At 64.2% G+C, this 24,419-nt stretch carries 22 protein-coding genes and 3 pseudogenes; 17 read left to right on the top strand and 8 right to left on the bottom strand.

All coding sequences use genetic code 11. From position 1 onward, the window contains the following. The first annotated feature begins 20 nt into the window (after window positions 1-20). Window positions 21-434 (top strand): hypothetical protein, encoded by a 414-nt coding sequence (locus ACVIGB_RS16355; RefSeq protein ID WP_244549547.1) that lies wholly within the window; start codon window positions 21-23, stop codon window positions 432-434. On the opposite strand, the gene ACVIGB_RS16350 is transcribed toward ACVIGB_RS16355, so the two are convergent. Further along, complete coding sequence (locus ACVIGB_RS16350) at window positions 416-865, bottom strand: hypothetical protein (protein WP_456721850.1); 450 nt, start codon at window positions 863-865, stop codon at window positions 416-418. The two genes, ACVIGB_RS16355 and ACVIGB_RS16350, sit on opposite strands and share 19 nt — an antisense overlap. A 64-nt stretch (window positions 866-929) precedes the next feature. Between ACVIGB_RS16350 and ACVIGB_RS16345 the strand changes: the two genes are divergently transcribed. The 8 genes and pseudogenes from ACVIGB_RS16345 to ACVIGB_RS16310 all read left to right on the top strand — a co-directional run bounded on the left by ACVIGB_RS16345 (window position 930) and on the right by ACVIGB_RS16310 (window position 8,492). Continuing rightward, a complete protein-coding gene (locus ACVIGB_RS16345) occupies window positions 930-1,865 on the top strand; it encodes a hypothetical protein (RefSeq protein WP_456721851.1) in 936 nt (311 codons plus the stop codon). Between the two features lie 66 nt (window positions 1,866-1,931). After that, a complete protein-coding gene (locus ACVIGB_RS16340; RefSeq protein WP_456721852.1) occupies window positions 1,932-3,638 on the top strand; it encodes a DUF3300 domain-containing protein in 1,707 nt (568 codons plus the stop codon). Further along, on the top strand, window positions 3,635-4,567 hold the full coding sequence (locus tag ACVIGB_RS16335) for a DUF2950 domain-containing protein (RefSeq protein ID WP_456721853.1): 933 nt from the start codon (window positions 3,635-3,637) through the stop codon (window positions 4,565-4,567). The genes ACVIGB_RS16340 and ACVIGB_RS16335 overlap by 4 nt, the downstream gene beginning before the upstream one ends. A 20-nt stretch (window positions 4,568-4,587) precedes the next feature. Further along, window positions 4,588-5,019: a hypothetical protein gene (locus ACVIGB_RS16330; RefSeq protein WP_456721854.1), complete on the top strand. Its 432-nt coding sequence runs from the start codon at window positions 4,588-4,590 to the stop codon at window positions 5,017-5,019. Between the two features lie 589 nt (window positions 5,020-5,608). Then, complete coding sequence (locus ACVIGB_RS16325; protein ID WP_456721855.1) at window positions 5,609-6,292, top strand: TonB family protein; 684 nt, start codon at window positions 5,609-5,611, stop codon at window positions 6,290-6,292. Next, the gene (locus ACVIGB_RS16320) at window positions 6,289-6,480 is read left to right on the top strand and encodes a hypothetical protein (protein ID WP_456721856.1); all 192 of its coding nucleotides are present in this window, start codon (window positions 6,289-6,291) and stop codon (window positions 6,478-6,480) included. Before ACVIGB_RS16325 ends, ACVIGB_RS16320 begins: the two co-directional genes overlap by 4 nt. Next, a complete protein-coding gene (locus ACVIGB_RS16315; RefSeq protein ID WP_456721857.1) occupies window positions 6,447-7,007 on the top strand; it encodes a pyridoxamine 5'-phosphate oxidase family protein in 561 nt (186 codons plus the stop codon). Before ACVIGB_RS16320 ends, ACVIGB_RS16315 begins: the two co-directional genes overlap by 34 nt. After that, window positions 6,988-8,492: pseudogene (locus ACVIGB_RS16310) on the top strand (amidase). Before ACVIGB_RS16315 ends, ACVIGB_RS16310 begins: the two are co-directional and overlap by 20 nt. Before the next feature lie 130 nt (window positions 8,493-8,622). Here ACVIGB_RS16310 and ACVIGB_RS16305 read toward each other — a convergent pair. From ACVIGB_RS16305 to ACVIGB_RS16295, 3 genes are read right to left on the bottom strand one after another with little or no spacing between them, the layout of a single operon-like run. Continuing rightward, complete coding sequence (locus ACVIGB_RS16305; protein ID WP_456721858.1) at window positions 8,623-9,963, bottom strand: LLM class flavin-dependent oxidoreductase; 1,341 nt, start codon at window positions 9,961-9,963, stop codon at window positions 8,623-8,625. 28 nt (window positions 9,964-9,991) lie between these two features. Continuing rightward, window positions 9,992-10,807, bottom strand: coding sequence for a class I SAM-dependent methyltransferase (locus ACVIGB_RS16300; RefSeq protein ID WP_456721859.1), 816 nt, complete (start codon window positions 10,805-10,807; stop codon window positions 9,992-9,994). Beyond that, a complete protein-coding gene (locus ACVIGB_RS16295; RefSeq protein ID WP_456721860.1) occupies window positions 10,791-11,216 on the bottom strand; it encodes a hypothetical protein in 426 nt (141 codons plus the stop codon). Before ACVIGB_RS16295 ends, ACVIGB_RS16300 begins: the two co-directional genes overlap by 17 nt. On the opposite strand from ACVIGB_RS16295, the gene ACVIGB_RS16290 reads away from it, so the two are divergent. The 5 genes and pseudogenes from ACVIGB_RS16290 (at window position 11,215) to ACVIGB_RS16270 (ending at window position 16,489) form a co-directional block, all read left to right on the top strand. Further along, window positions 11,215-12,651, top strand: coding sequence for an FAD-dependent oxidoreductase (locus tag ACVIGB_RS16290; RefSeq protein WP_456721861.1), 1,437 nt, complete (start codon window positions 11,215-11,217; stop codon window positions 12,649-12,651). The two genes, ACVIGB_RS16295 and ACVIGB_RS16290, sit on opposite strands and share 2 nt — an antisense overlap. A 98-nt stretch (window positions 12,652-12,749) precedes the next feature. Further along, window positions 12,750-13,679 (top strand): annotated as a pseudogene (locus ACVIGB_RS16285) (TauD/TfdA dioxygenase family protein). 29 nt (window positions 13,680-13,708) lie between these two features. After that, a complete protein-coding gene (locus ACVIGB_RS16280; RefSeq protein WP_456721862.1) occupies window positions 13,709-14,764 on the top strand; it encodes an ABC transporter substrate-binding protein in 1,056 nt (351 codons plus the stop codon). Continuing rightward, entirely contained in the window at window positions 14,761-15,630 is an 870-nt protein-coding gene (locus tag ACVIGB_RS16275) for an ABC transporter ATP-binding protein (protein WP_456721863.1), read from the top strand. Before ACVIGB_RS16280 ends, ACVIGB_RS16275 begins: the two co-directional genes overlap by 4 nt. Beyond that, complete coding sequence (locus tag ACVIGB_RS16270) at window positions 15,623-16,489, top strand: ABC transporter permease (protein WP_456721864.1); 867 nt, start codon at window positions 15,623-15,625, stop codon at window positions 16,487-16,489. Before ACVIGB_RS16275 ends, ACVIGB_RS16270 begins: the two co-directional genes overlap by 8 nt. Window positions 16,490-16,589: 100 nt before the next feature. On the opposite strand, the gene epsC is transcribed toward ACVIGB_RS16270, so the two are convergent. The 3 genes and pseudogenes from epsC to ACVIGB_RS16255 all read right to left on the bottom strand — a co-directional run bounded on the left by epsC (window position 16,590) and on the right by ACVIGB_RS16255 (window position 19,416). Then, the gene (gene epsC, locus ACVIGB_RS16265) at window positions 16,590-17,543 is read right to left on the bottom strand and encodes a serine O-acetyltransferase EpsC (protein ID WP_456725159.1); all 954 of its coding nucleotides are present in this window, start codon (window positions 17,541-17,543) and stop codon (window positions 16,590-16,592) included. Between the two features lie 30 nt (window positions 17,544-17,573). Beyond that, the gene (locus ACVIGB_RS16260) at window positions 17,574-18,146 is read right to left on the bottom strand and encodes a flavin reductase family protein (protein WP_456721865.1); all 573 of its coding nucleotides are present in this window, start codon (window positions 18,144-18,146) and stop codon (window positions 17,574-17,576) included. Window positions 18,147-18,185: 39 nt separating this feature from the next. Continuing rightward, window positions 18,186-19,416: pseudogene (locus ACVIGB_RS16255) on the bottom strand (acyl-CoA dehydrogenase family protein). Between the two features lie 262 nt (window positions 19,417-19,678). Here ACVIGB_RS16255 and ACVIGB_RS16250 point away from each other — a divergent pair. Further along, the gene (locus tag ACVIGB_RS16250; RefSeq protein ID WP_456721867.1) at window positions 19,679-20,767 is read left to right on the top strand and encodes an LLM class flavin-dependent oxidoreductase; all 1,089 of its coding nucleotides are present in this window, start codon (window positions 19,679-19,681) and stop codon (window positions 20,765-20,767) included. Between the two features lie 4 nt (window positions 20,768-20,771). Here the strand turns inward: ACVIGB_RS16250 and ACVIGB_RS16245 are convergent, their stop codons facing one another. After that, a complete protein-coding gene (locus tag ACVIGB_RS16245) occupies window positions 20,772-22,112 on the bottom strand; it encodes an LLM class flavin-dependent oxidoreductase (protein ID WP_456721868.1) in 1,341 nt (446 codons plus the stop codon). Window positions 22,113-22,429: 317 nt separating this feature from the next. Between ACVIGB_RS16245 and ACVIGB_RS16240 the strand changes: the two genes are divergently transcribed. Both ACVIGB_RS16240 and ACVIGB_RS16235 read left to right on the top strand, forming a co-directional pair. Further along, a complete protein-coding gene (locus ACVIGB_RS16240) occupies window positions 22,430-24,058 on the top strand; it encodes an FAD-dependent oxidoreductase (protein WP_456721869.1) in 1,629 nt (542 codons plus the stop codon). Then, window positions 24,055-24,375 (top strand): ferredoxin family protein, encoded by a 321-nt coding sequence (locus ACVIGB_RS16235; protein ID WP_342712280.1) that lies wholly within the window; start codon window positions 24,055-24,057, stop codon window positions 24,373-24,375. The genes ACVIGB_RS16240 and ACVIGB_RS16235 overlap by 4 nt, the downstream gene beginning before the upstream one ends. Window positions 24,376-24,419: the final 44 nt, after the last annotated feature.

Here is a 24,419-nt window from a genome sequence, read left to right as displayed (position 1 = left end):
CGCAAACAAGGAGACCGCAGATGAAACCGGACAGCAAGCTTCGCGCAATCGTGGTGGCGGGCATAATCCTCGCATTGCCGGACTGCGCACACGCGTTCGATCTCGCCGGCGCCTGGGCCACGAGCGCGGGCCAATGCGGCAAGGTGTTCGCGCGCAAGGGCAGGGCGAACCAGGTCACGTTCACCAATTTCTCCGGGGTCTATGGCGGCGGCTTCATCGCGGAGGCCGATCGTCTGAGGGGCAAGTTCGAGAACTGCAAGATCAAATCGCGCAAGGATGATGGCAAGGACCTCAATATCATCGTGAGTTGCGCGTCGGGGATCATGGTGTCCAACGTGCAGTTCTTCCTCAAGGTTGTCGACGACGACACCATCACGCGCGAGTTTCCGGGTATCGAGGGGATGCAGGTCTCCTATCATCGCTGCAAACTGTAGCGGAATGCAGCCTTGGACCAATTTCTGCAGCCCGATATATTGAGTGTTGTGACGCAGAATCCGGTCAATGCCGGATTGACCGAGTAGCGCGCCGTGGATCCCAGCAGTTTGCCAAGGTCGTTACGCGTCGCCCTGGTGGTCGGGCTCGTTCTGATGCTCGGGGGGCCACTTTGTTGGCCTATCGCTGGTATTTTCGGCCGACCACTCTCACTGTCGCCGTCGGTTCGCTGGATGGGGAGGCGAACAAGCTCATTTCGGCGATCGCCGGCAAGCTCACCGAGTCGAAAACGACGGTCAGGCTTCGCCTGGTCCAGACCACGGGACCGCTCGAATTTGCCGCTGCGTTCGCGTCCGGAAAGGTCGATCTTGCGGTGGTGCGTGGCGATGTCGGCGACCTGTCTCAGGCCCAGGCCGTGATCGTGCTGGCTCATGCCGCCGTTCTGATCGTTGCTCCGCCTGGGGCTTCGATATCTGACGTGACGGAGCTGAAGCGCCATGCTCGGCGTGATCGGGTTCGACACCAATCAGAAACTGATCAAGGTGTTATCAGACGAGTACGATCTTGCGCGCGCAGGCGTGACGTTCAAGCCGCTTCTGCCCTCGGACGCGCGTCAGGCGTTGGAAACCAAGCAAGTCCGCGCCATCCTGCTCGTGATTCCTCTGACCGAGAAATATCTTTCCCTTCTGCGAGGCGTTCTCCCGCACACTTCGCGAACCGGCCCCGTGATGATCGCCATCGAGTCCGCGGGCGCGATTGCTGAAAAGGAGCGAGCCTACGAAAGCTTTGATGTACCCAAGGGAACCTTGCGGGGCTCGCCGCCAATTCCCCCCGATGACCTGACGACGCTGCGGACCTCATTCTACCTGGTGGCGCAGAAGAAGCTTGGCAACGACCTGATAGGCGACTTGACCCAGTCGATCATGACCGCACGGCACGATCTGCTTGCTGAATTGCCGGGGCTGGCGCAGATCGCGACGCCCGACACCGATGCAGATGCCTACATCCCCGTGCATCCGGGCGCGGCCGCGTTCTACGAGGGGACCCGGGAGAGCTTTCTCGATCAATGGGGAAATGCGATTTTCCTGGCGCCGATGATCGCAGGCGGCCTTGCATCGGTGCTTGCCGCGGCCTGGAAGTTTCTCCGGCCGGTCGAGACACCGAGCCGCCAGGAGGCACTCGACATGCTTTATGCGCTGGGGCCCCGGATCCGGGCGGCCGAGCATGTGCCGGAGCTGGAAGAGATCGAGCGCGAAATCGACCAGCTGCTGCGGACGCAGCGCAAGCAGCCGGTCGCGGACGACCAGGCCGAGCGTGCCGTCACCGCGGTGAACGTCGCAGCCCATCGGCTCGAGAACCTGATCCATGATCGCCGTGCCTATCTTGCATCGCAGCAGCCGGCCTGGCCGGAAGCTGAGCGACGCTTTCCTTGATCTCGATCAAAGGACAGGCGCGGCCGTCGCCGATGCTGTCGACCGTCGGTGTCGATGGAGGTCGCGATGTTCCGTTGGGGCAAGACTCTGCTTGCGATTGCGCTGGTATCGGCCATCCCCGTCGCCGCGGTTGGGCAAACCGCCGACAAACCGCCTGCGCAGAGTAGTCAGCCACAGGCAGCTGCGCCGACGGCACAGCCGGCTGACAAGTTGTTGAAGCCCGAGCAGCTCGAAGCGTTGGTCGCGCCGATTGCGCTCTATCCCGACGAGCTGCTGGCCAACGTGCTGGCGGCGTCGACATACCCGCTGGAAGTTGTGCAGGCGGATCGCTGGCTGAAGGAGCGCAAGAATCTAAAAGGCGATGCGTTGAAGACGGAGGTCGACAAGCAGGCCTGGGACGACAGTGTGAAGGCGCTTGCGAGCACGCCCGACGTCATTTCGATGATGAGCGAAAAGATCGACTGGACCAAAAATCTGGGCGATGCGGTGCTCGCGCAACAACCGGATGTGATGGATGCGATTCAGCGGTTGCGGTCGAAGGCCTATGACAACAAGAAACTGGTGACGACCAAGCAGCAGAAAGTCAGCGTTCAAACACAAGAGAACAAGCAGGTGGTCGTGATCGAGTCGGCAGATCCAAATACGATGTACGTGCCCTATTATGAACCGGCCACGGTCTACGGCACCTGGCCATACGCGGAATATCCGCCTTACTACTTCGGGTATCCGTCCTATATCGGCGCGGGCGTCATCGCGACCGGCCTGGCGTTCGGCGCGGGATGGGCAATCGGCCGCTGGGGCAACTACTGGGGCGGCGGGTGCAACTGGGGCAATCGCAACGTCTACGTCAATCACTACAACCGGGTGAACAACATCGGCAACAGCTGGCAGCACAACCCGGCGCATCGCCAGGGCGTCCGCTATAGCAACACCAACGTCCAGCAGCGGTTCGGCGGCAATAATGTGAAGGCCGGCGTCTCGGACCGAATGGATTTCCGCGGCCGTGACGGACAGCAAGTGCTGCGTCCGAACCAGGGAGCCGGAGATCGGGCGGGTGACCGAGCCGGAGATCGAGCGGCGGATCGTGCGGGTGACCGTGGTGGTGACCGCGGCGGAGATCGTGCCGGCACGCGTGATCGGCCCGGTGGCGGTGATCGTGCAGGTGCTTCAGATCGCGCAAAGGGCGGCGGCGATCGAGCCGGAGCAAAGGGGGGCGGCGATCGCGCAAAGGCCGCCAACCGCGGCAATGCCGGTAGCCGCCCAGCTGCGGCTAATCGCGGTGGCGGCGGCAGCCGCGGCGGCGCCATGAACGTGTCGTCTGGACGGGCTGCTGCAGCAGCATCGGCGCGCGGGCGATCGAGCATGGCCAGCATGCCGCGCGGCGGCGGCGGAGCAAGCTTCGCCGGTCGTGGTGGCGGCGGATTCCAGGGCGGCGGCGGAGGCGGCTTCCGTGGTGGCGGAGGCGGCGGCGGCTTTCGCGGCGGTGGTGGCGGCGGACGGCGGTCCGACATCGCGCTCAAGCACGATATCGAACTGCTTGGATACCTCTCCAACGGCCTCGGCTATTACCGCTTCAGCTATCTCGGCAGCAGCAAATCCTATGTCGGCGTGATGGCGCAGGAAGTCGAGCACGTCATGCCAGCGGCGGTGACGCGCGGTGCCGACGGCTATCTCAGGGTCTATTACGACAAGCTCGGTCTCAAGCTTCGCAGCTACGACGAATGGCGTGCCACCGGTGCGAAGATTCCATCCCCGTCGGAGGCATCACGATGACAGGCTTTTCGTTCTTGCGATTGAATCGCATTGCTTCCATCAGCATCACTGCGGCAGCAGTGCTCGCTCTGCTGTCGTCGCCAGCTCGCGCCCAGCAGGGCTTCCCCAATCCCGAAGACGCAGCGTCCGCCTTGGCGACCGCCGTCAAGACCGGCACCAGCCGGGCCATGCTGAAGGTGCTGGGCCGCGATGCCGCCGATATCATTGAGTCGGGCGACGATGTCGCCGACGCCAATGCGCGACAGCGCTTCCTTTCGGCTTACGACGCCAAGCATTCGATCAAGGCCGATGACAATAAGAAGGCCACCCTGATTCTGGGACCCGACGACTTCCCGTTCCCGATTCCTCTCGTCAACGACCGTGACGGCTGGAGTTTTGACGCGGCTGCGGGACGTCGCGAAATCCTCTACCGCAGGATCGGCAGTAACGAGCTTGCTGCGATCCAGACCTGTCTCGCCTATGTCGACGCCCAGAATGAATATGCCGAGAAAGATCGCGGCGAGGGTGTGGGTGCCTATGCCCAGCGCATCGTCAGCAGGCCGGGCAAGACCGACGGATTGTTCTGGCGCGACGACAAGGACCCGAGTCCGCTCGGCGAACTGGCGGCCCAGGCTGCGGCGGAGGGCTACAAGGTCGGCGAACAGAGCGCGCCGTACCACGGATACTACTATCGGATTCTGAAAGCGCAGGGCTCCGATGCTCCGGGCGGCGCGCTTAACTATGTCGTGAAGGGCAAGATGATCGGTGGATTTGCACTGGTCGCCTATCCCGCCGAATACGGCAATTCCGGCGTCATGACGTTCCTGGTCAACCACGCAGGCACTGTCTATCAAAAGGATCTCGGCTCGCGCACCGATTTCCTGGCCAAGCGCATGATCGTTTTCGATCCAGATCACACCTGGAAGAAAGTCGACCTCACAAATCCCTGAGCTAGGAGAGGGTTGCAGCGATGCGATTCATGGTCCGTCCCGTCACACTGGCGCTTGTGGCGATGATCCTGTCGGTCACGCCATGCTCCGCACAGGCGACCGGCCATGTCCAGGTCAAGTTCGTGAAGGCGGCTCTCGTCGTGGGTGGTGGCGGCGGGAACGGCACGCTCACCTACCGTGGGCGGCACTATCGGTTCATCGTGTCCGGCTTCAGCCTCGGCATAAGCGCGGGCGCGTCAGTGACCTGGCTGGAAGGCACCGCCTCAGGCATCAGGGAAGTCAACGATTTCGCCGGCAGCTATACGTTGGTCGGAGGAGGCGGTGCGTGGGCCGCCGGCGTAGGCGGTGTGAGTATGCGAAATGAACGCGGTGTTCTGCTTACGCTCAAAGGGCCGAAAGCAGGACTGGAATTTGCCGCAAACCTCGGCGGGCTCACAATCTCGCTGCGGTGAACTTGAGCTGTATTCGGCCTACTCTAACGATAGGCTTGGAAAAGTGGTAACGCTCCCGAGGCCACGCTTCTAACTTGGGCGAGCCACGACGAATCCCCATCTTCGGTCGGATAAGCCCTGCGGTGCGACCTGCAAGTCATTGAAATACTGGACCCGTAGCTGACTCTTAATCAGCGGGTCCCAGGTTGCGCCCACCAAAGGAAAATCCTTATTTTCCAGGACCTTCGCGGAGTGGTCGCCGAGAACAAATGGGTCTCGTGCGACGGTTCTTGTTGAAGGACTGGTGCGGCCAGATTGCTGCGCGACTTTTTCTTTGCCTATCTTCCAACCGTGTCGATCAAAGCAATGCCGACCCCTTGCGGTTGTGCCGCCCAGAAGTTTGGCTGGCAGCGTTCAGAACAGCCGCTGATCGCAGGGCCCGTCGTCGACTTACCTGATGCCGCGCTCTTGTCCGGCAGGGCACGGGCGGCGGCCGGGTCCGCATCCGCTTCGGGGCATGTCGGCCATCCGACCCTGACATGAGATTGTTACACAGCCTGCCTATCGTCCCCGCCGGACCATGACAGGCTTGTAAACGCGAGGAGCCGAGTTGACCCCCGATGCGCGAGCGTCGAGCGCTCGGCTGTGCCGTGCTCTGATGTTCGGCGTCTGTCTTGTCCTGGCGCCGCAGAAAGTGTCGGCACAGGAGGCGCAGATCGACTTTGATATCACAGCCCAGCCGTTGGCGGCCGCGCTCGAGCAGTATGGTGCCGTGGCTGGCCGGAACGTCCTCTACAACAGCAACCTGACGGCCGGACTGCATTCCAGCGCCGTGCGCGGGCCCATGAGCGCGGACACAGCGCTTGCGCGTCTGCTTGCGGGCAGCGGTCTGTCGGCGCGTGTGGTCGGAGAGACGTCTTTCGTACTTTATCCCGCACCGGCCACGGCGCAGGCGGCGCTGCCGGTTCCGGTGAATCATTATTATGCGCGGCTGCAGACCGGCCTTCGGGCCGCACTGTGTGCGGAGGCCGATGCACGGCCGGGCCGTTATCGGATCGCGCTGCAGTTCTGGATCGATCCGGCCGGCAACGTGGAGCGGTTCGCGCGGCTGGGCTCGGCGGGCAGCGCCGCGGTCGATGCGGGCATCGATCACGCGCTGCGGCGGATGCAGGTCGACGCGCCGCCGCCGGCGGGCCTTGCCCAGCCGGTTACCCTGGTGGTCGTCCCGCAGGGATCTGGCACGACGATGGGCTGTACTGGTTCTCCGGCGCGTCGCGCCAGCGCGGCACCATGACCGAGGCGTCCCTGACGCTGATAAGACGCCTGCTGGTCGAGCGCTATGATGAACTCAAGCGACGGCTGGCAAGACGGCTCGGATCGGCCGAGCTGGCTGGCGAGGCGCTGCAGGACGCCTGGCTCCGCATCGCCCGGGTGGATTCGACGCGGCCTTGGCATTCGTCTCACGTTCTCCCTATCTGCTGATGCTCACGCAAGATCCCGCCGGCAAGACGGAGCTCTCGCCGCGCGGCGATCCGGACGGCTTTGTTCTGGCACTCGACCCCGGCACGCTTCTGATCCCCGAGCGGCCCGGCAACAAGGTCGCGTGCACGCTCACCAACATACTCGCGCATGAGGCGGTGACGGTCGCTTTTCTGATCCCGGGCTCGCCCATCGTACTGATAGTTGACGGTCGCTGCTGGCTGACGACTGAGCCGAGCCTGCTGGAGTCAGTCGCTGTACAGGGCAAGGCGCCTAAACTCGGCATGGTTCTGCATGTCGATGAATACCGCTTCCAGCATAGTCCCGCGCTGGTCGAAGCGGGGCTATGGTCTAACGAGACCCACCTGCGTGAAAGCGACATTCCATCTTTCTCCAAGATGCTGGCCGAGCATATGAATGGCAGGGGAATGCTCGGCAAGGCGACGACGCTGGTCGTTGATGCGGTCGTCAAGCACGATCTGAAGCATCTTTACTGGAGAGCATGCCGTCGTGACCCTCAGCGTGCCTGAATATCTCCAGTCGGACGCAACAGAACTCGCCCGTCTGGTGAGGGCCGGTGAGGTCTCGGTCACGGAGCTTCTGGAGATCGCCGAGGCCCAACTCGCGCGCTTGAACCCAAAGCTCAACGCCGTCAATCTGACGATGGCGGCTGAGGCGCGGGCGCGCGCCAAACAGTTTCTTGTCGGGCCTCTTGCCGGTGTTCCTCTGCTCATCAAGGACGCGATCCAGGATTATGCCGGTCTCCCGACTTCCAATGGCAGCCGCGCGTTCCGCCACATCATACCCAAGCAGCATTCCACGTTCGTGCAGCGCCTCATCGACGCCGGCACCGTCATTATCGGCAAATCGAACACGCCGGAGTTGGCGCTCAAGGGGGTTACCGATCCAAAGGCGTTCGGCGTGACGCGAAATCCCTGGGATCTTTCGCGCACGTCCGGCGGCTCCAGCGGCGGCTCAGCTGCTGCTGTCGCCGCGGGGATCGTGCCAATGGCTGGAGCCAACGATGGCGGCGGTTCAATCCGCATCCGGCCGCTTGTTGCGGCTTGTTCGGGCTGCGGCCCTCGCGCGGCCGCGTTCCGCCCGGGCCGGGTGTCAGCGAAATCTGGGAGGGCGCTTCGAGCGATCACGTGCTGACGCGCAGCGTACGTGACTCAGCTTTGGCGCTCGACGTGCTTTCCGGACCCGCGGACGGCGATCCGTTCGTCGTTGCACCGCCCGCGGCCCCCTTTGTCGAGATGGCCGCGCGCGAGCCGCGGCGGCTGCGCGTGGCGTTTAGCGCGATGTCTCCGCTGGACACCGACGTGCATCCAGAGGCCGTAGCGGCCGTTACCGAAGCGGCGAAACTCCTCACCTCACTTGGACACGAGGTGGTCGAGGATCGTCCGAGCTACGACGGACTGGCCCTCGCGCGCTGTTATCTCGAGATGTATTTCGGCCAGGTTGCGGCAACCCTCGCCGATGCCCGCGAAGCCGGTGCCAAGACCGAAGATTTCGAGTTGGCGACCCTTCTCCTCGAAGCATTGGGCAAAGCCGCCAGTGCAGGAGCGTATGTGCGCAGTCATCGGCGCTGGAACGACTTTGGGCGCGCTCTCGGCCAGTTTCACCGGCGTTACGACCTCTTCCTGACACCAACGATCGCCTTTCCGCCGGTCGACCACGCCATGACAGTGATGCCTGCCGCGCAGCGGACCGTCTTGTCGTTTCTGCTGAAGAGCGGACTGTTGGGTGTCATGGCTCGCATCGGCCTGATGGAGGGAGCGCTTGCCAACCTGGCGCGCCAGAACCTGACGCTCGTGCCCTTTACACAACTCGCCAATTTGACAGGGACGCCGGCCATGAGCGTGCCGCTGCATTGGACGGCCGAGGGCCTACCGCTCGGCGTCCAGTTCATCGCAGCGTTCGGCAACGAGGCGCTTCTACTGCAGCTTGCCAGTCAGTTGGAACGCGTGCAGCCCTGGATGCAGCGGCTGCCGCCGCTGGCGTTCCCACCATGAGCGGGGCAACTCTTTCATCCACACGGGACCGTCGCCATCGCAGGCTGAGATGGCCCGGTCGCGGTCGAGCGCTAAACGCGTCTCGTCGCCGATTTTCTCCGATTTGCTCCACTTGAGAAACGTCGGGCGATCACGCGATCGCTTGAATGCAGCTGGAGAAGACGCTCGGCGGCCGGTGCAGGCCATAATGGTCGCGCAGTGTCGCGCCGGCGTAGTCGTCGCGGAACAGGCCGCGCTTGCGCAGGATCGGGACGACTTGCTCGGCAAAGACGTCGAATCCGCCGGGGAGCCAGGGCGGCATCACGTTGAAGCCGTCGGCGGCGCCGTTCTCGAACCAGGTCTGGATGTTGTCGGCGATTTTCTCCGGCGGGCCTGCAATCACCCAGTGGCCGCGGGCGCCGGCCAGACGCTGGACGAGCTGGCGGATCGTCGGCTTCTCGCGATCGACGATGTCGACCACCAGCTTGAAGCGGCTGGCCACGCCGCGCGCACCGTTGGTGTCGATCAGATGGCGCGGGAACGGGCCGTCAAGGTCCAAGCCGGCGAGATCGAGCCCGATCATCTGGCGTAGCTGGGTCAGTGAATATTCCGGCTGGATCAGTTCGTTGAACTCGTCCTGCAGCCGATCCGCTTCGGCTTGCGTACTGGCGATGAAGGGACTGATGCCCGGCAGGACCTTGATCTGATCGGGACTGCGATCGAAGGCACGGGCTTGCCGCTTGATATCGGCGTAGAATTCCTGGGCGCTCGTCAGGGTCTGGTGTGCCGTGAAAATGGCTTCGGCAAACCGTGCGGCAAAGGCGCGGCCGTCGTCGGACGAGCCGGCCTGCACATAGACCGGCCGTCCCTGCGGCGTCCGCGAGATATTGAGGGGACCGCGGACGCGAAAGTGCTTTCCGACGTGATTGACGGCGTGGATCTTGTCGGTGTCGGCGAAAACGCCCGAGACGGGATCGTTGATCAGTGCGTCGTCTTCCCAGCTGTCCCACAGCCTGGTGATGACATCGAGATACTCGCGCGCCCGTTCGTATCGTTCATGATGCGGAGGATGCTCGGGCAGGCCGAAGTTCTGTGCCGCCTGCGCCGTGCTCGTCGTCACGATGTTCCAGCCGGCCCGGCCGCCGCTGAGATGGTCGAGCGAGGCGAACAGACGCGCAAGATTGTAAGGCTCGGTGTAGGTCGTCGACGCGGTTGCGATCAGGCCGATGCGCCTGGTGGCGACCGCGATGGCGGCAAGCCAGGTGATCGGCTCGAAGCGGAAGCGCTGCGCATAGCGGACATTGTCGGCGAGAGCCGGCCCATCGGCAAAGAAGATCGCGTCGAACTTGTGCGCCTCGGCCTTCTGCGCCAGCTCCTGGTAGTAGGTGACGTCGAGGATCCGCTCCGCAGCGGAGCCCTTGTAGCGCCAGGCCGCCTCGTGATGGCCGCCCGGATAGATGAAGAGATTGAGAGACAGCTGTCGATCGCTCATGCCTGCGGCTCGCGGAATGTTGGGGTGGTCAATTGCCGGTTGACGGCTTGTGTGCAAACGCGAAACGCAGGTAACGCTCCAGCGGCAGCCCTTCCGGTGTTCGTTTCGTTTCGACGAGGCGGGCAAGCGCGCCGCGGATCTGTTCGCGTTCGGATGGTGAGAACGCCTCGAGGAAGTTGCCGAAGGCGCTGGCTTCCGACCATCGCAGCAGCGAATTGACGTCCTCGTGCACGTCGGTCAGCGTGCGCGGCTCGCTGCGGTAGGCGGCGAAGCCGCCGGCTGCGAACAGTGATCTGAGTTCTTCATCGGTCAGGCCGAGCACCGGATTGGAATCCTGGCGATGATCGGCGAGTCCAGTCTCAGCGATGGCCCGGCGCAGCAGCGCGCGGGACTGATGCGGACGGGTCGGGTCCTGCACGTTGAGCCCGAGGCGGCCGCCGGGCTTGAGCACACGATGGATTTCCCGCAAGGCGCCGCGCTTGTCGGCAACCCAATGGAAGACGCTGTTGAGATAGACCGCATCGAATTGGCCGTCGCCGAAGCCTGATAAGTCCTCGGCCCGGCCGGTGTGGAATTGAAGATGATCCGACTGACGAAGTCGCGCGATCTCGATGCGGCCCGGGAGCGGATCGATGCCGATCACCCGGCCATTCGGTCCGACCAGGCCGGCGACGAATTCGGCGAGCCGGCCGGTGCCCGTCCCGATATCGAGCACACGCTCGCCGGTCTTGATCGCCAATGGCCCGATCAGGAACTTGCCGTGACGGAACTGAACCAGCCCCGCTTCATCATAGGAGCGAGCCAGCTCGGGCGTATCGTGTTCGAGGCTAATGACACCACTCATTTGCGGCGTGTCCTATAGTCCAAGATTGCGGCGCTATGTGCACTTCGGCGTGCAAGCCATGCTTTGACTCTACGTCGGTGATCGCAAGCCTGTCGATGAAATGAACTTGCATTGTTGCCTCGGAAGCCAGCATGAAGCTTGTGAGTTGATCGGCGATGATAGGCGAGTGCAGCCGTCGCGAAGAAATCAGCAGGTCGCTCGTGCCGTTCTTGCGTGTCAGACGCTTCAGTCGTTCTGATCTCGCACGCCGAAACGGCGAGGAAAGCGACGGCCGTCGCAAATATTTCAACGCCTGCGTCGGCGACGAAGCGATCATTGCGTGCCGTGAAAAACAAAGCTGGTTTCGTTTCATTGACTGGCGATCGATCGCTTTTACGATTTGCAACGTCAAAGCGAGGCCGATCATCATGCCGCAATCCGACCCCGACAGTGTTGCCCGTGAGGCGTTGCGCCTGATCGGACCCGATCCGCAAAACTGGGTGCCCGATCTGGACGGGATCGATCACAATGTGGTCGTCGTCGGCGGTGGACAATCCGGCTCGGCGTTTGCGTTCGCGCTTCGGCGGGCAGGGATCGGGAAGGTCTCGGTGATCGATGCTGCGGCTGGCGGCACCGAGTCCGGCGTGTGGTTGACGAGTGCGCGCATGCACAAGCTTCGCACGCCGAAGACCCTGCCGGGCCCGGAGCTTGGTCTGGCCGGTCTCGGGTTCCAGGCGTGGTACGAGGCGCGCTACGGTGCCGCCGCCTACGATGCGCTCGATCGTATTCTGCGGCTCGACTGGGCGGCCTATCTCGATTGGTACCGCAAGGTCACCGGTGTAGCGGTCCGTTACGCGACGCGGCTGGTTCGGATCGAGCCGGCGGGCGAGCATCTGCGGTTGCATCTGGAGCAAGGCGGCCGCGTGACGGTCGAGACTGCGCGAAAACTTGTGCTTGCGACCGGTTTTGCCGGAAGCGGGGGCGCCATCATTCCGGACGCGCTGCGCAATCTGCCGAAACAAATTCATGCGCATACGTCCGAGAGGATCGACTTCAGGACGCTACGAGGCCGATCGGTGGCGGTGATTGGAAGCGCTGCGTCGGCGTTCGATGCCGCTGCCGTCGCGCTGGAAGCCGGAGCGCGCGACGTCCACCTCTATGCGCGGCGCGAGACGCTGGCCTCGCTTCCGGTGATCCGGATCCGCGGGTATCCGGGGGCCTACGACAATTACGGGGCTCTGCCGGATGCCGTGCGCTGGCAGCAGGCGATCCGCTTCCGCGGGGCAGGTTCGACCCCGCCGCCGGACGCAATCTCGCGCGCCGTCGCGTTTCCCAATTTCCATCTCCATCTGGGCGCGCCGTGGACCGCGGTGAGGCTCGAGGGCGGGCGTCCCGTCGCGGTGACGCCGCAGGGCGAATTCGGGTTCGAGTTTGCCATCGCCGGTACCGGATATGCCGTGGACCTCGGCGCGCAGACCGAGCTTCGCGACTTCGCCGATGAGATCCTGCTGTGGCGCGACCGCTTCACGCCGCGTGACCAGGAGAGCGATGAGACTCTCGCGGCGTATCCCTATCTGGGATCGGGGCATGAATATCTGGAGAGGGAGCCTGGCCGCGCGCCGTTCCTGAAGAATATCCATGTCTTCAACCCGGCAGCCTTCGTCAGCTTCGGCCTGCCGGTCGGCGATGTCCCGAGCTTCAAGCGCGACATTCCCGCTGTTGTGGCGCGGATCAGCCGCGATCTGTTCCTGGCCGATCTGGCGGCGCATGAGGCGCGCATCAATGGACCGATCGCCGACGATTTTGGTGCCGAGCTTTATGCGCCGGCGGTCTGGCGCCCACCGGAGCACGTCGCGGCCGAGTAGAGTCTGCACCATCAAGCCGGTTTGTTTGTCTCCGCCGTCGTTCCCGCGACCGGCGCATGGCGGAGCCTTGTCTGGGAGATCGCGGTGAGAACACGATCATGAGCAACACGACTGTCATCGATAACGTCATTCCGCGCGCCGATATCGTCAAGCGTGCGGCGAGGCTTGGAGCGGAGATCAGGAACGTCGAGCTGTCGGGTGATCTGTCCGACGAGGTGATCCGCGCCATCAACCAGGTGCTGCTCGAGCACAAGGTGATTTTCTTCCGCGACTAGGAGCATCTCGACGATTCCGAGCAGGAACGCTTTGCGGTGCGGCTCGGCAAGCTGGTGCCGCATCCGACGGTCGGCGCGATCAAGGGGACATCCTCGATCCTGGAGCTGGATTCGGGACGCGGCGGCGGCCGGGCCGACCAATGGCACACCGACGTGACGTTCGTCGATGCCTATCCGAAGATCTCGGTGCTGCGCGGGGTGGTGATTCCGCCCTATGGCGGCGATACCATCTGGTCGAATACGGCCGCGGCCTATCTCGACCTGCCGGCGCCGCTGCAGCGGCTCGCGGACGAGCTTTGGGCCGTTCACAGCAACGCCTATGACCATGCCGTCAAGGCGCGCGCAAGCGAGGCCGACCGCAAGCATTTCGATGAAGTGTTCACCGGCACGATCTACGAGACCGAGCATCCCGTGGTGCGCGTTCACCCCGAGACCGGCGAGCGGACGCTGGTGCTCGGCAATTTCGTGCAGCGCTTTGTCGGCCTGCCGAAATATGACGGCCAGAAGCTGTTCGACCTGTTCCAGTCGCATGTCACGGCACCGGAGAACACCGTGCGCTGGAACTGGAAGGCCGGCGACGTCGCGATCTGGGATAACCGGGCAACCCAGCACTATGCGGTCAATGACTATGGTGATCAGCACCGCGTGGTGCGCCGCGCCACGATCGACGGCGAAGTTCCGGTATCGATCGACGGTCGCCACAGCGTGACGCGTATCAAGGCACCGAAGCAGCAGGCCGCGAAGGCGGCATGATCCGGTCGGATCGAGGGGAGTTGCGAAACATGAATGCATTGATCCGAATCCTGCGCGCCCGACGTTTCGCCGCGCGCGCGGCGGCGCGGTTCACGCTGGCCGGCGCCGTGGCACTCGGGCTGGCGGCTCCGGCCTTTGCCGAGCCGCCGCTCGAGAAGACCGAGATTCGCTACCAGGGCTGGGCCGGCCAGGTGACGTTCACGGAACTGGCCGATGACCTCGGCTATCTCGCGCCGCTGAAGCTCAAATGGGTCGGCAACACGATCAGCGGGCCGCAAGACATCCAGACTGTCGTCACCGGCGATACCGACATCGGCGGTGCGTTCTATGGCGCAATTCTCAAGCTGATCGCGGCGAAAGCGCCGATCAAGGCGGTGATCGGCTACTACGGCTCCGATGCCAACACCTATCAGGGCTACTTCGTCAAGGACGACAGTCCGATCAAGACGGCGCGCGACCTGATCGGCAAGAAGGTTGCGGTCAATACGCTTGGCGCCCATCTCGAATTCGTGCTCCGCGAATATCTGGCACGGAATGGCCTCAGTGCCAGCGAGGCGAGGCAGGTGACGCTGGTGGCGATACCGCCGGTGACCGGTGAGCAGGTGTTGCGCCAAGGCCAGGTTGAAGTGAGTACGCTCAGCGGCGTGCTGCGCGACAAGGCGCTGGAGCGGGGCGGCATCCATTCGCTGTTCAACGATACCGATCTGTTCGGCCAGTTCACCGGCGGCGCCTATGTGCTGCGGGACAAATTCATCAAGGACAATCCCAATGCGTCGCGCAAACTGGTCGAGGGCATCTCGCGCGCGATCCAATGGGCGCAGACCACGCCGCCGGAGGAGGTGCGGGCCCGGTTCGAGAAGATCGTCGCGGAACGCAAGCGCAATGAGGATGCCTCCCCGATCAAATACTGGAAGAGCACCGGCGTCGCGTCGAAGGGCGGCCTGATCTCCGACGGTGAAATCCAGATCTGGATCGACTGGCTCGTCAAGGACGGCTTGTTCAAGCCGGGGCAGCTCAAGGCGTCAGATACCTATACCAACGAGTTCAACTATTTCCGTCCCGGCAAGACGGCGGAGGCGCGATGACGAGCTCGGTCAAGATCCGCTTCGAGCAGGTTCGCAAGGAATTCGTGACAAGGGGCGAGGGCGGCCGGCCGGCGGGCCGCTTCACGGCGCTGGAAGATATCACGCTGGACGTTCGCTCTGGCGAATTCCTGGCGCTGGTCGGCCCGAGCGGTTGCGGAAAATCCACCTTGCTTGACCTCCTGGGCGGGCTCACCACGCCGACCAGCGGCCGCATTCTGCTCGACGGCCAGCCGATCACCGGGCCGGGACGCGACCGCGGCATCGTGTTCCAGCAATACGCGCTGTTTCCGTGGCGGACCGCGGCGCAGAATGTCGAGTTTGGGCTCGATATCGCCGGCCTCAAGGCCGGGCAGCGACGTGAGGTCGCGCGGCAATTTCTTGATCTGGTCGGCCTGTCCGGTTTTGCCGATCGCTATCCGCATGAGCTCTCCGGAGGCATGAAACAGCGCGTCGCGATCGCGCGAAGCCTCGCCTACGACCCAGAGGTGCTGCTGATGGACGAGCCGTTCGCCGCGCTCGATGCGCAGACGCGCGAAACGCTGCAAGGCGAGCTGCTGCGGATCTGGCGCGCCACGGGCAAGACGATCGTCTTCATCACCCATGGCATCGACGAGGCCGTGGTGCTCGGTCAGCGCGTCGCGGTGATGACGTCGCGCCCGGGCCGGATCAAGGAGATCATCGACATTCCCGAGCGCTTGCGCAGCGAATCCGAAGACGTTCGCGCGCTGCCGGAGTTCGGTCAGGTGAGGCATGAGGTCTGGAGCCTGCTCCGCGACGAGGTGCAAAGGGCCCAGCAGGGCCAGTTGGCTGACGCCGCTGGTGTGCGTCGTCCGGGTCACGAAGTGGCGGAGATTGCCCATGTCTAGTCTCGAAATGCTGACATTGCTCGAGCTCGCGCAGGGGCGCCGCGAGCAGTTCCAGGCTCGCCGGCCGCCATTCACCGATCGGTTGCGCATGGCGCTTCGCGGCCTGGCTACACTCGGGCATCGCTCGTTGCTGGTGATCATCCTGTTGGCCGCCTGGGAGGCGGTGCCGCGGCTCGGGCTGATCGATGCGGTGTTCCTGCCGCCATTCTCGGAGGTGATCGCGGCCGGCTGGCAGCTTGCGCAAACCGGCGAACTCTACGACGACGTCTCCGCCAGCCTGCTGCGCGCGCTGAGCGGATTTCTGATCTCGGTCGTCTTGATTGTCCCGCTCGGGCTCGTCGTCGGCTGGTACAGCCGGCTTGGCGATCTCCTGAACCAGTTCATCGAGATCTGCCGTAACACGGCTCCGCTGGCACTGCTGCCCGTGTTCATTCTGCTGCTCGGGATCGGCGAATTGTCAAAGATCATGATGGTGATCTATAGCTGCGCCTGGCCACTGCTGCTGAACACTGTTGCTGCGGTGAAGCAGGTCGATCCGCTGCTGATCAAGTCGGCGCGGACCATGGGCGCGACGCCGCAGCAACTGTTCCGCAAGGTGATCTTGCCGGCCGCGCTTCCGACCATCTTCGTCGGCATTCGCCTCGCCAGCGCATCGGCCATGCTGGTGCTGGTGGCGTCCGAGATGGTCGGCGCCAAGGCCGGCCTTGGCTATCTCATCATCAACAGCCAGTACAGCTTCCTGATCCCGCAGATGTACTTCGGCATTCTCGGGATCACGGTGATCGGTCTGTCATTCAATGCCGTTCTCGAGGCGATCGAACGGCACTTCACGCGCTGGAAGGCGCCGGTGGCTGGCTAGAGCATTTTTCGGTTCTGATGGAATCAGAATCGAAGCTCTAGTTTGTTGTTTAGACGCGTTTTCTTCACGCGAACCGGTGTCCACTTCGCTCGAAAACGCTCTAGGCGGAAGCGTTGCCGCCGCCCGGCGTGTTGCGCGCGGTGGCCTGGGTCACCACGCTGTTCGGCGGGACGTCCCGGGTCAGCCAGACATTGCCGCCGATAGTCGAGCCGCGGCCGATCGTGATGCGGCCCAGGATGGTGGCGCCGGCATAGATGACGACGTCGTCCGCGACGATCGGATGACGCGCGTCACCCTTGATCAGGCTGCCTTCGTCGTCGGTCGGGAAATGCCGTGCGCCGAGCGTAACGGCCTGGTAGATGCGGACATTGTCGCCGATGATCGCGGTTTCCCCGATCACGACGCCGGTGCCCTGATCGATGAAGAAGCCTGAGCCGATGCTGGCGCCGGGATGAATATCGATGCCGGTCGAGGCATGCGCGATCTCCGCCATCAGGCGTGCCACCAGCCGCGCGCCGAGCCGGTACAGGAGATGAGCAAGGCGGTGGTGGATGATCGCGGTCATGCCGGGATAGCCGATCAGGATCTCCGGAAAGTTTCGCGCCGCCGGATCGCCGACAAAGGCCGCGCGCAGATCGTTGACAAGAAGCCCGCGCACTTGCGGCAATTGCGCGGCGAATGCGCGCGTCAGTTCGACGGCGTCATGGCGCTGGAAACCCGGTTCAAGTTCGTCGTCGACGAACAGCGCGGCGCGGTGGATTTGCGCGTTGAGCGAATCCAGCGCGATGCTCAAGGTGTTGCCGACAAAATAGTCGATGTTCTCGCCGTCGAGATCCGATTGGCCGTAGTGCCGCGGGAACAGCGCCTCGGTGAGGCCGTCGAGGATCGCTTCCAGCGCATCGCGCGATGGGGCGCGCCGCGGATCGCCGTCGCGCCGAATGCTGTGGGTCTCCTCTCTGGAGACGCGCAGCTCGGCGACGATCCGGTCGAGCTGCCAGCGGCCTGGCGGGCTGCCGGCAACGCCGGCCGATGATGGTGGTGACTGTGGCGGCATTTCGCGCTTCACGGCATGCCTCTCCTTGTCCTAGCGGACGTGGGCCAGCGGAATACTGACTTCGGCGAGCAGATCGAGGTCAGCCTCGTGATCGATCTGAACATACTGTCCGTTCCAGTAGGTGAGGCCGGACAGGCGGTGCGACACGTCCATGCTGGAAAGGCGACCCACGATGATGCCGTGAGAGTGCCGTTCGATGATCTCCTCCACCTGGCATTCAACCGTGGCAAGCGAATGTTCCAGCAGCGGGACGCCGGAAGCACCGGGGGTCCAGGCCGTTCCGTCGAAACGCTGCCTGCCTTTCAGGTGGATGTCGCTGAACCGTTCCGCCAGCGCCTGCTGGTCCGAGCCGAGGATGTTGACACCGAATACCCGATGGCGGGCGATCGGCTCAAAAGAGGAGGCCTGCCGGTTGATGCTGACCAGGAGCCGAGGCGGCGAGGCGCTCAGCGACGTCAGCGAGGTGACGGTCATCCCGGTGATGTCATCGCCGCGTCCCGCGGTGATGACGCAGACGCCGCCGGCGAGGCGGCGCATCACCAGCCGAAACTGCAGCTCGATCTCGTGATCCGCGTCGACCAAATGGATGTCCGGCTTGCTCATCGGGTCTCTCCCTCTCGTCGCCGCCGGATCTGCTTCCGATCAGAAGAAGCCCTTGGCGGGTAGCGGCGTGCCGCTGATCTCATATTGGCCGATCGACCGGGCCTTGGAGGTGTTCGGGTTGTGCGAGGCCAGGGTCCGCGCGTTGCGCCAGTGGCGGTCGAAATTGGTCGCCTTCTTGGTGGCGGACGCTCCGCCGACATCGAACAGCAGGCTGCCGCTGCGGATCGCCAGCTCATCGGCGACAATCTTGGCTTTTGCCGAGAGCAGCGCGGCTTTGTGCGCGGCGTCGATCGCAATGGGATCGCCGGCGTCGAATGCATCGGTGGCGGCGTCGAGGGCCTCCGCCGCCGCGAGCACCACGGTCTCGGCCGCAAACGCGCCGCTGGCGATCTGGCCGACGGTCTGCTGCAGCAACGGGTCGTCCGCCGGTATCTCGCTCGGTGCATAGTAGAATGTGCGCTTGCGCGATCGCACCAGTTCGGCCGCGTCCTGCAGCACCGCGCGCGCGATGCCGGCGTTGATCGCGGTCAGGAATAGCTGCGCGAATGTGTTGGAGTAGGCAATGCCGTAGCCGGCGTCGGGGGCGTCGAACACTGCCTCCTGGCGCTTGACGCGCACGTTGCGGAAGTGCGTGGTCCCGGTTGCGGTCAGCCGCTGGCCAAGCCCGTCCCAATCGTCGATCAGCTCGATACCCTCGCGGTTGACCGGGATCAGCACCGCCGCATTGGCGCCTGTCGTATCGGCAGTGCGCACCAGCACATAGTCGGAATAGAGCGTGCCGGTGCTGTAGTATTTGGTGCCGTTAAGTAGATAATCGTCGCCGTCGGCGGTCAGTGTGGTGTTCGGCGTGACATTGCCGACCTTCGGGGTATCGAGTTCGGTGGCCGCGAGCCCGATGATCGCGCCGTCGGCGACGGCCTTCTGCCATTGCCGCGTGCTGCTCGTCCCTCGGACGGCGCACCAGCCGTTCGACCACGCTGAAATGGTTGCGCAGGATATGCGCGACGTTGGCGTCCGCGGCGCCGAGCCGGATCACGAGTTCGAACAGCGTGCGGATCGACGCGCCCGCGCCGCCGACATCCGCCGGAAGCCGCAGTGCCCCCAGACGCGCCTTGCGAATGAGATCGACCTCGGCGAAGGGCAGAATGCGTTCACGCTCGCGATGAGCTGCCCCCTCGGCGATACGGCTCAGCAGCGCATCGATGTCAGGGGACTGGCTATCCAGGCGATCGGACGGCTGCAGGGAGGTGGCTGATATGGGCTTGTTCATGGATGTCGGCCTGGAGTGATGATCGTTGCTCAGTTGCGCATTCGACTGCGGTCGAACTGGGATCGTTCAGATGACGCAAACTGTCCCACGATTTTTCGCCAACAGAAATAGAGCGGTTTTTCAATTGTCGGGAGATTTGGAGTTTTCTGATTTGTCCGCGCGCGCGGCGCGGCAAGGAAAATCTTTTGATGTGACGTTGCTTGATCTCCAGCCGCGTCTTCCTGAAAAAGCGGAGCGACAAGGTGCAATTCGGAGATCGCCAATGACGATACGACCGCTTCGCTTCGGGGTCTGGGCGCTGGTGCACGGTTCGCGCGCTGCCTATCAGGATCCCCAGGAGCCCTATGATGCATCATGGGAACGCAATCGCGACCTCGTGATCGCGGCCGAGGCGCTCGGCTACGACTCCACGCTCATCGCGCAGCACACGATCAATCCGCATCAGGAGGATCTTGATCAGCTCGAAGCCTGGAGCGCGGCTGCCGCACTTGCCGCGCTGACCAGCCGGATCGAGATCATCGCCGCCATCAAGCCCTATCTCTATCATCCGGTCGTGCTGGCGAAGCTCGCGCTCGGGATCGAGAACATCAGTCGCGGCCGCTTCGCGATCAATCTGGTCAATGCCTGGAACCGGCCCGAGCTCGACAAGGCCGGTATCGGCTTTGCGGAGCATGACGCCCGCTATGCCTACGGCCGCGAGTGGATCACCGTGGTGTCGCGCCTGATGCAGGGCGGACGGCTGACCTACAAGGGTGAGCACTTCGATGTCAGGGACTATGTGTTGCGGCCCGGCAGCCTCTACCGGCGGCGGCCGTTGATCTATGTCGGGGGCGAATCCGAGCCGGCGCGCGCATTGGTCGCCGATCACGGCGATTTCTGGTTCATCAATGGACAGCCGCTCGACGACGTCGCTGGCCTGATCGCCGACGTGACCGCCCGGCCGCGAGCCACGGTTCCGCTTCGCTTCGGGCTGTCCGCCTTCGTGATTGCGCGCCAGACCCGGGCTGAGGCCGAGGCCGCCTACGAGCGGCTGCTCGAGCTCTCCAGAAAGGATACGCCCATGAAGGCGATCCAGAAGCAAAACACCGATCCCAAGGTGGTGATGATGCAGACGATGCAGAAATCGGCGCGGGTTGGCAGCAATGGCGGGACGGCTGCGGGATTGGTCGGGAGCTACGACGAGGTGGCGGCCCGCATCCAGGGCTTCCATGCCGCCGGCATTGAACTCTTCATGTTGCAGTTCCAGCCGTTCGAGGCCGAGATGGAGCGCTTTGCGAAAGAGGTCATCCCGCGCGTTCGTGCGCAGTCACCCGCCGATGACAATCCGGCACATCTGGCCGGCTCGCGCTGATGCGTCAGGCGCTGGTGGCGGTCGCCGGTTGTCGCGCAAAGCGGCTGACCGGTCGCGGCAATCCAAAATGCTCGCGCAGGGTGGTGCCCGCGTAATCGCGCCGGAACAGCCCCCGTTGCTGCAGGATCGGCACCACGGTGTCGACGAACACGTCGAGCCCGGTCGGCAACACGTCCGGCATCAGGTTGAAGCCGTCGGCCGCGCCTGCCTTGAACCAAGCCTCGATGTCGTCGGCGATCTGCTCGGGCGTGCCGACGATGATCCGGTGGCCGACGCCGCCACCGAGCGCGCGCAGCAATTGACGGACGGTGAGATTGCCACGGCGCGCGATGTTGACCGTTCCCTGAAACATGGTGTGGTTGGCGTTGGCCGGCAGCGGCAGAGGATCGGGCAGGGGCTTGTCGAGATCAAGAATAGCTGGATCGACCTGCAATGTGCCGGCCAGTCGCGCGAGGCTGTATTCGATCGGAACCAGCTCCCAGAGCTCGTCTTGGCGCCGCTTGGCTTCCGCTTCCGTGCTGCCGATGACGGTCGCGAGTCCAGGCAGAATCACGATGGAGCCTCCGGCGCGGCCGTAGGCGGCGGCCCTGGCACGCAGGTCGCGCGCATAGGCGACGCCTTCGTCGATGGTTTGCGCCAGCGTGAACACCGCTTCGGCCTGCGCGGCGGCGAGGTCGCGGCCGTCGCTCGATCCGCCGGCCTGAACGGTGACGGGACGTCCCTGCGGCGAACGCGGGACGTTGAGCGGGCCGGCCACGCTGTAGTGGCTGCCGCGATGTCCGATCGGGTGGACTTTGGTCGTGTCGACGAATCGCGCCGCCTCCTTGTCGCCGACAAAGGCATCGTCTTCCCAGCTGTCCCACAATGCATGGATGACTTCGGCGAACTCCTTGGCACGGTCGTAGCGCGCCTTGTGCTCAAGCACGGTGGGAAGGCCGAAGTTGCGGCTGGCTGAGGCATCGGCCGTGGTCACGGCGTTCCAGCCGGCGCGGCCGCCGCTCGCCAGATCCAGTGTCGCGAAGCGGCGCGCGATGTTGTAGGGCTCGTTGTAGGTCGTCGACGCCGTCGCGATCAGCCCGATATGGCTGGTCGCGGCGGCAACGGTTGCCAGCACGATGGTCGGCTCCAGCGACATGAACGAGCGGTAATCGATGCGGTCGGTGATGGCGGGCGTGTCGGCCAGGAAGATTGCATCGAGCTTGCCGCGCTCCGCGATCTGGGCGACGCGCACGTAGTGGCTGACGTCGAAACAGGCGCGCGGGTCGCTGTCGGGCAATCGCCAGGCCGACGCGTAGACGCCGGAATGCAGAAGGTTGACGTTGAGGTGAAGCTGACGATGAGACATGGCGGCCGTATCTGCGGTGGTGCTTGTCGCTAGATATCCGCACGATGCGCGCGGGAAAATGCATCGCGGCCCGGAGCGCGCAAAAAGAAATATCCGTCCCCGCCGGCGAGCCTTGTGCGCAAGCTCGTATCGCGTTGTCCGCCGATGACGCAACATCCGGCATGCGGCGACACGAATTTTCTTTGCGCAGCAGGGCAGGTGAAAGCTTCGTCCAACTCACCGCAAATATCTGAAATTGCCAGCCGGGCTCGCGCGCGCAACGATGTGTCGTGGGCGCGCGCCTTGCGCCGTGACCGATCCGCCTGGAGCTTTCCATCATGCCGAATCCAACCCATCGCGCCGAACGCGTGTCCGCGCCTGAAGGCTCGGTCGCGTTCGAGGCCGACGTTCTGGTGATCGGTGGTGGCCCCGCGGGGACCTGGGCCGCGGTCAGCGCCGCCGAGCGCGGCGCGCGGGTGGTGCTCGCCGACAAGGGATTTTGCGGCACCTCGGGCGCCACCGCCGCGGCGGGAACGGGCGTCTGGTACGTTGATCCGGATTCGGCCCTGCGCGAGGCCGCGATGGCCAATCGCGAGAGGATGGGCGGCTATCTCCAGGATCGCCGCTGGATGGCGCGCGTGCTCGACAGCACCTATCAGCACAGCAATCGCCTGGCCGATTGGGGATATCCCTATCCGGTTGACGACCGCGGCACGTCGCAACGCAATTCGCTGCAGGGCCCCGAATACATGCGCTTGATGCGCAAGCGCACCAAGCAGGCCGGCGTCACCATTCTCGACCACAGCCCGGCGCTTGAACTGCTCGTCGACGACGACGGGGCCGTCGCCGGCGCCAGCGGCGTGCGCCGGCAGAAGCAGGATCGCTGGACGGTGCGGGCCAAGGCGGTCGTAATCGCCACCGGCGGCTGTGCATTCCTCAGCAAGACGCTCGGATCGAATGTGCTGACCGGCGATGGCTATCTGATGGCCGCGGAGGTCGGTGCCGAATTCACTAGCATGGAGTTCTCCAACCCTTACGCGATCTCACCGGCGTTCGGCTCGGTGACCAAGACATTGTTCTACGGCTGGGCCAGTTTCACCTATGACGACGGCAGCGTAGTGCCCGGCACGGCGTCGAAGGGCGGGCGATCGGCGATTGCGCGCGCCCTGCTCGAGGGCCCGGTCTATGCCAGGCTGGATAAGGCGGATGACGATGTGCGGCATCATATGCGCGTATCGCAGCCGAATTTCTTCCTGCCGTTCGACCGCACCGGGATCGATCCATTCACGGACCGCTTTCCCGTGACGTTGCGGCTGGAGGGCACCGTCAGGGGGACCGGCGGGCTTCGTATCGTTGACGACAGTTGCGCCACCAGCGTGCCAGGGCTCTATGCCGCCGGCGACGCGGCGACGCGCGAATTGATCTGCGGTGGCTTCACCGGTGGCGGCAGCCACAATGCCGCCTGGGCGATGTCGTCGGGAGCCTGGGCCGGGCAGGGCGCCGCTGACTATGCCGCTCAGGTCGGACCAGCTGCCAAGCGTAAATTGTCGTCCGCGGGCGCCGTGGCATTTCGAAGCCGGCAGCGCCGTGCATTCGCGCCGGCCGCTCTGGCGCGGGCCGTTCAGGCTGAGGTCTTCCCGTACGAGCTGAACTACTTCCGCGAGGCATCGCGCTTGCAGGGTGCGCTCAGGCGTCTCGACGCGGCGTGGCGCGATGTTTCGGAAGCGGACGCCGCCGATAGATCCGAGATCATGCGGGCGCGCGAGGCCGCCGCGATGCTGGCGACCGCGCGGTGGATGTACCGCAGCGCGCTCGCCCGTCAGGAAAGCCGCGGCATGCATCGCCGCGACGACTTCCCCGATCAGGACAGCCGGCAGCGGCATTATGTGACGACCGGCGGCCTCGACGAGATCTGGACCTCGGCCCGGCCTCATGCCGAGGCCGGCTATGCGGAGGCTGCGGAGTGATCGAGGTTATCGACGGCGAGCGCTGTACGTCCTGCGATATCTGTGTCAACGTCTGCCCCACCAACGTGTTTGACAAGACGGACGGAATTCCGGTAATCGCCCGGCAAGGCGATTGCCAGACCTGCTTCCTCTGCGAGCTCTATTGTCCCGAGGATGCGCTCTATGTTTCGCCCTTTGCGGATCAGGCGCAGCCGATCGACCTCGTTGCGCTCAAGCAAACGGACAGCATGGGCAGCTATCGCCGGGCCGTGGGCTGGACCGATGAGACCAGCGAGCGCCGCGGCGTCGACCGCAGCTATTTGCTCTTTGGTCATTGAGGCGCGACTGCGCGCGTGGCGACCAAAGCGACCTTATGGACTGA

The organism is Bradyrhizobium sp. USDA 4341, assembly GCF_054063755.1.
The sequence above is the reverse complement of the archived record's forward strand: the minus strand, read 5'-3'. Positions and strand labels throughout refer to the sequence as shown.

What these genes read in the sequence shown, in the direction of transcription:
- ACVIGB_RS16270 (WP_456721864.1), top strand. Translation starts at nt 15,623, where the DNA reads ATGTCTAGTCTCGAAATGCTGACATTGCTCGAGCTCGCGCAGGGGCGC.
- epsC (WP_456725159.1), bottom strand. Translation starts at nt 17,543, where the DNA reads ATGCCGCCACAGTCACCACCATCATCGGCCGGCGTTGCCGGCAGCCCG.
- ACVIGB_RS16305 (WP_456721858.1), bottom strand. Translation starts at nt 9,963, where the DNA reads ATGAGCGATCGACAGCTGTCTCTCAATCTCTTCATCTATCCGGGCGGC.
- ACVIGB_RS16355 (WP_244549547.1), top strand. Translation starts at nt 21, where the DNA reads ATGAAACCGGACAGCAAGCTTCGCGCAATCGTGGTGGCGGGCATAATC.
- ACVIGB_RS16275 (WP_456721863.1), top strand. Translation starts at nt 14,761, where the DNA reads ATGACGAGCTCGGTCAAGATCCGCTTCGAGCAGGTTCGCAAGGAATTC.
- ACVIGB_RS16330 (WP_456721854.1), top strand. Translation starts at nt 4,588, where the DNA reads ATGCGATTCATGGTCCGTCCCGTCACACTGGCGCTTGTGGCGATGATC.
- ACVIGB_RS16290 (WP_456721861.1), top strand. Translation starts at nt 11,215, where the DNA reads ATGCCGCAATCCGACCCCGACAGTGTTGCCCGTGAGGCGTTGCGCCTG.
- ACVIGB_RS16350 (WP_456721850.1), bottom strand. Translation starts at nt 865, where the DNA reads ATGAGCCAGCACGATCACGGCCTGGGCCTGAGACAGGTCGCCGACATC.
- ACVIGB_RS16260 (WP_456721865.1), bottom strand. Translation starts at nt 18,146, where the DNA reads ATGAGCAAGCCGGACATCCATTTGGTCGACGCGGATCACGAGATCGAG.
- ACVIGB_RS16295 (WP_456721860.1), bottom strand. Translation starts at nt 11,216, where the DNA reads ATGATGATCGGCCTCGCTTTGACGTTGCAAATCGTAAAAGCGATCGAT.
- ACVIGB_RS16250 (WP_456721867.1), top strand. Translation starts at nt 19,679, where the DNA reads ATGACGATACGACCGCTTCGCTTCGGGGTCTGGGCGCTGGTGCACGGT.
- ACVIGB_RS16280 (WP_456721862.1), top strand. Translation starts at nt 13,709, where the DNA reads ATGAATGCATTGATCCGAATCCTGCGCGCCCGACGTTTCGCCGCGCGC.
- ACVIGB_RS16320 (WP_456721856.1), top strand. Translation starts at nt 6,289, where the DNA reads ATGACCGAGGCGTCCCTGACGCTGATAAGACGCCTGCTGGTCGAGCGC.
- ACVIGB_RS16300 (WP_456721859.1), bottom strand. Translation starts at nt 10,807, where the DNA reads ATGAGTGGTGTCATTAGCCTCGAACACGATACGCCCGAGCTGGCTCGC.
- ACVIGB_RS16340 (WP_456721852.1), top strand. Translation starts at nt 1,932, where the DNA reads ATGTTCCGTTGGGGCAAGACTCTGCTTGCGATTGCGCTGGTATCGGCC.
- ACVIGB_RS16345 (WP_456721851.1), top strand. Translation starts at nt 930, where the DNA reads ATGCTCGGCGTGATCGGGTTCGACACCAATCAGAAACTGATCAAGGTG.
- ACVIGB_RS16240 (WP_456721869.1), top strand. Translation starts at nt 22,430, where the DNA reads ATGCCGAATCCAACCCATCGCGCCGAACGCGTGTCCGCGCCTGAAGGC.
- ACVIGB_RS16335 (WP_456721853.1), top strand. Translation starts at nt 3,635, where the DNA reads ATGACAGGCTTTTCGTTCTTGCGATTGAATCGCATTGCTTCCATCAGC.
- ACVIGB_RS16245 (WP_456721868.1), bottom strand. Translation starts at nt 22,112, where the DNA reads ATGTCTCATCGTCAGCTTCACCTCAACGTCAACCTTCTGCATTCCGGC.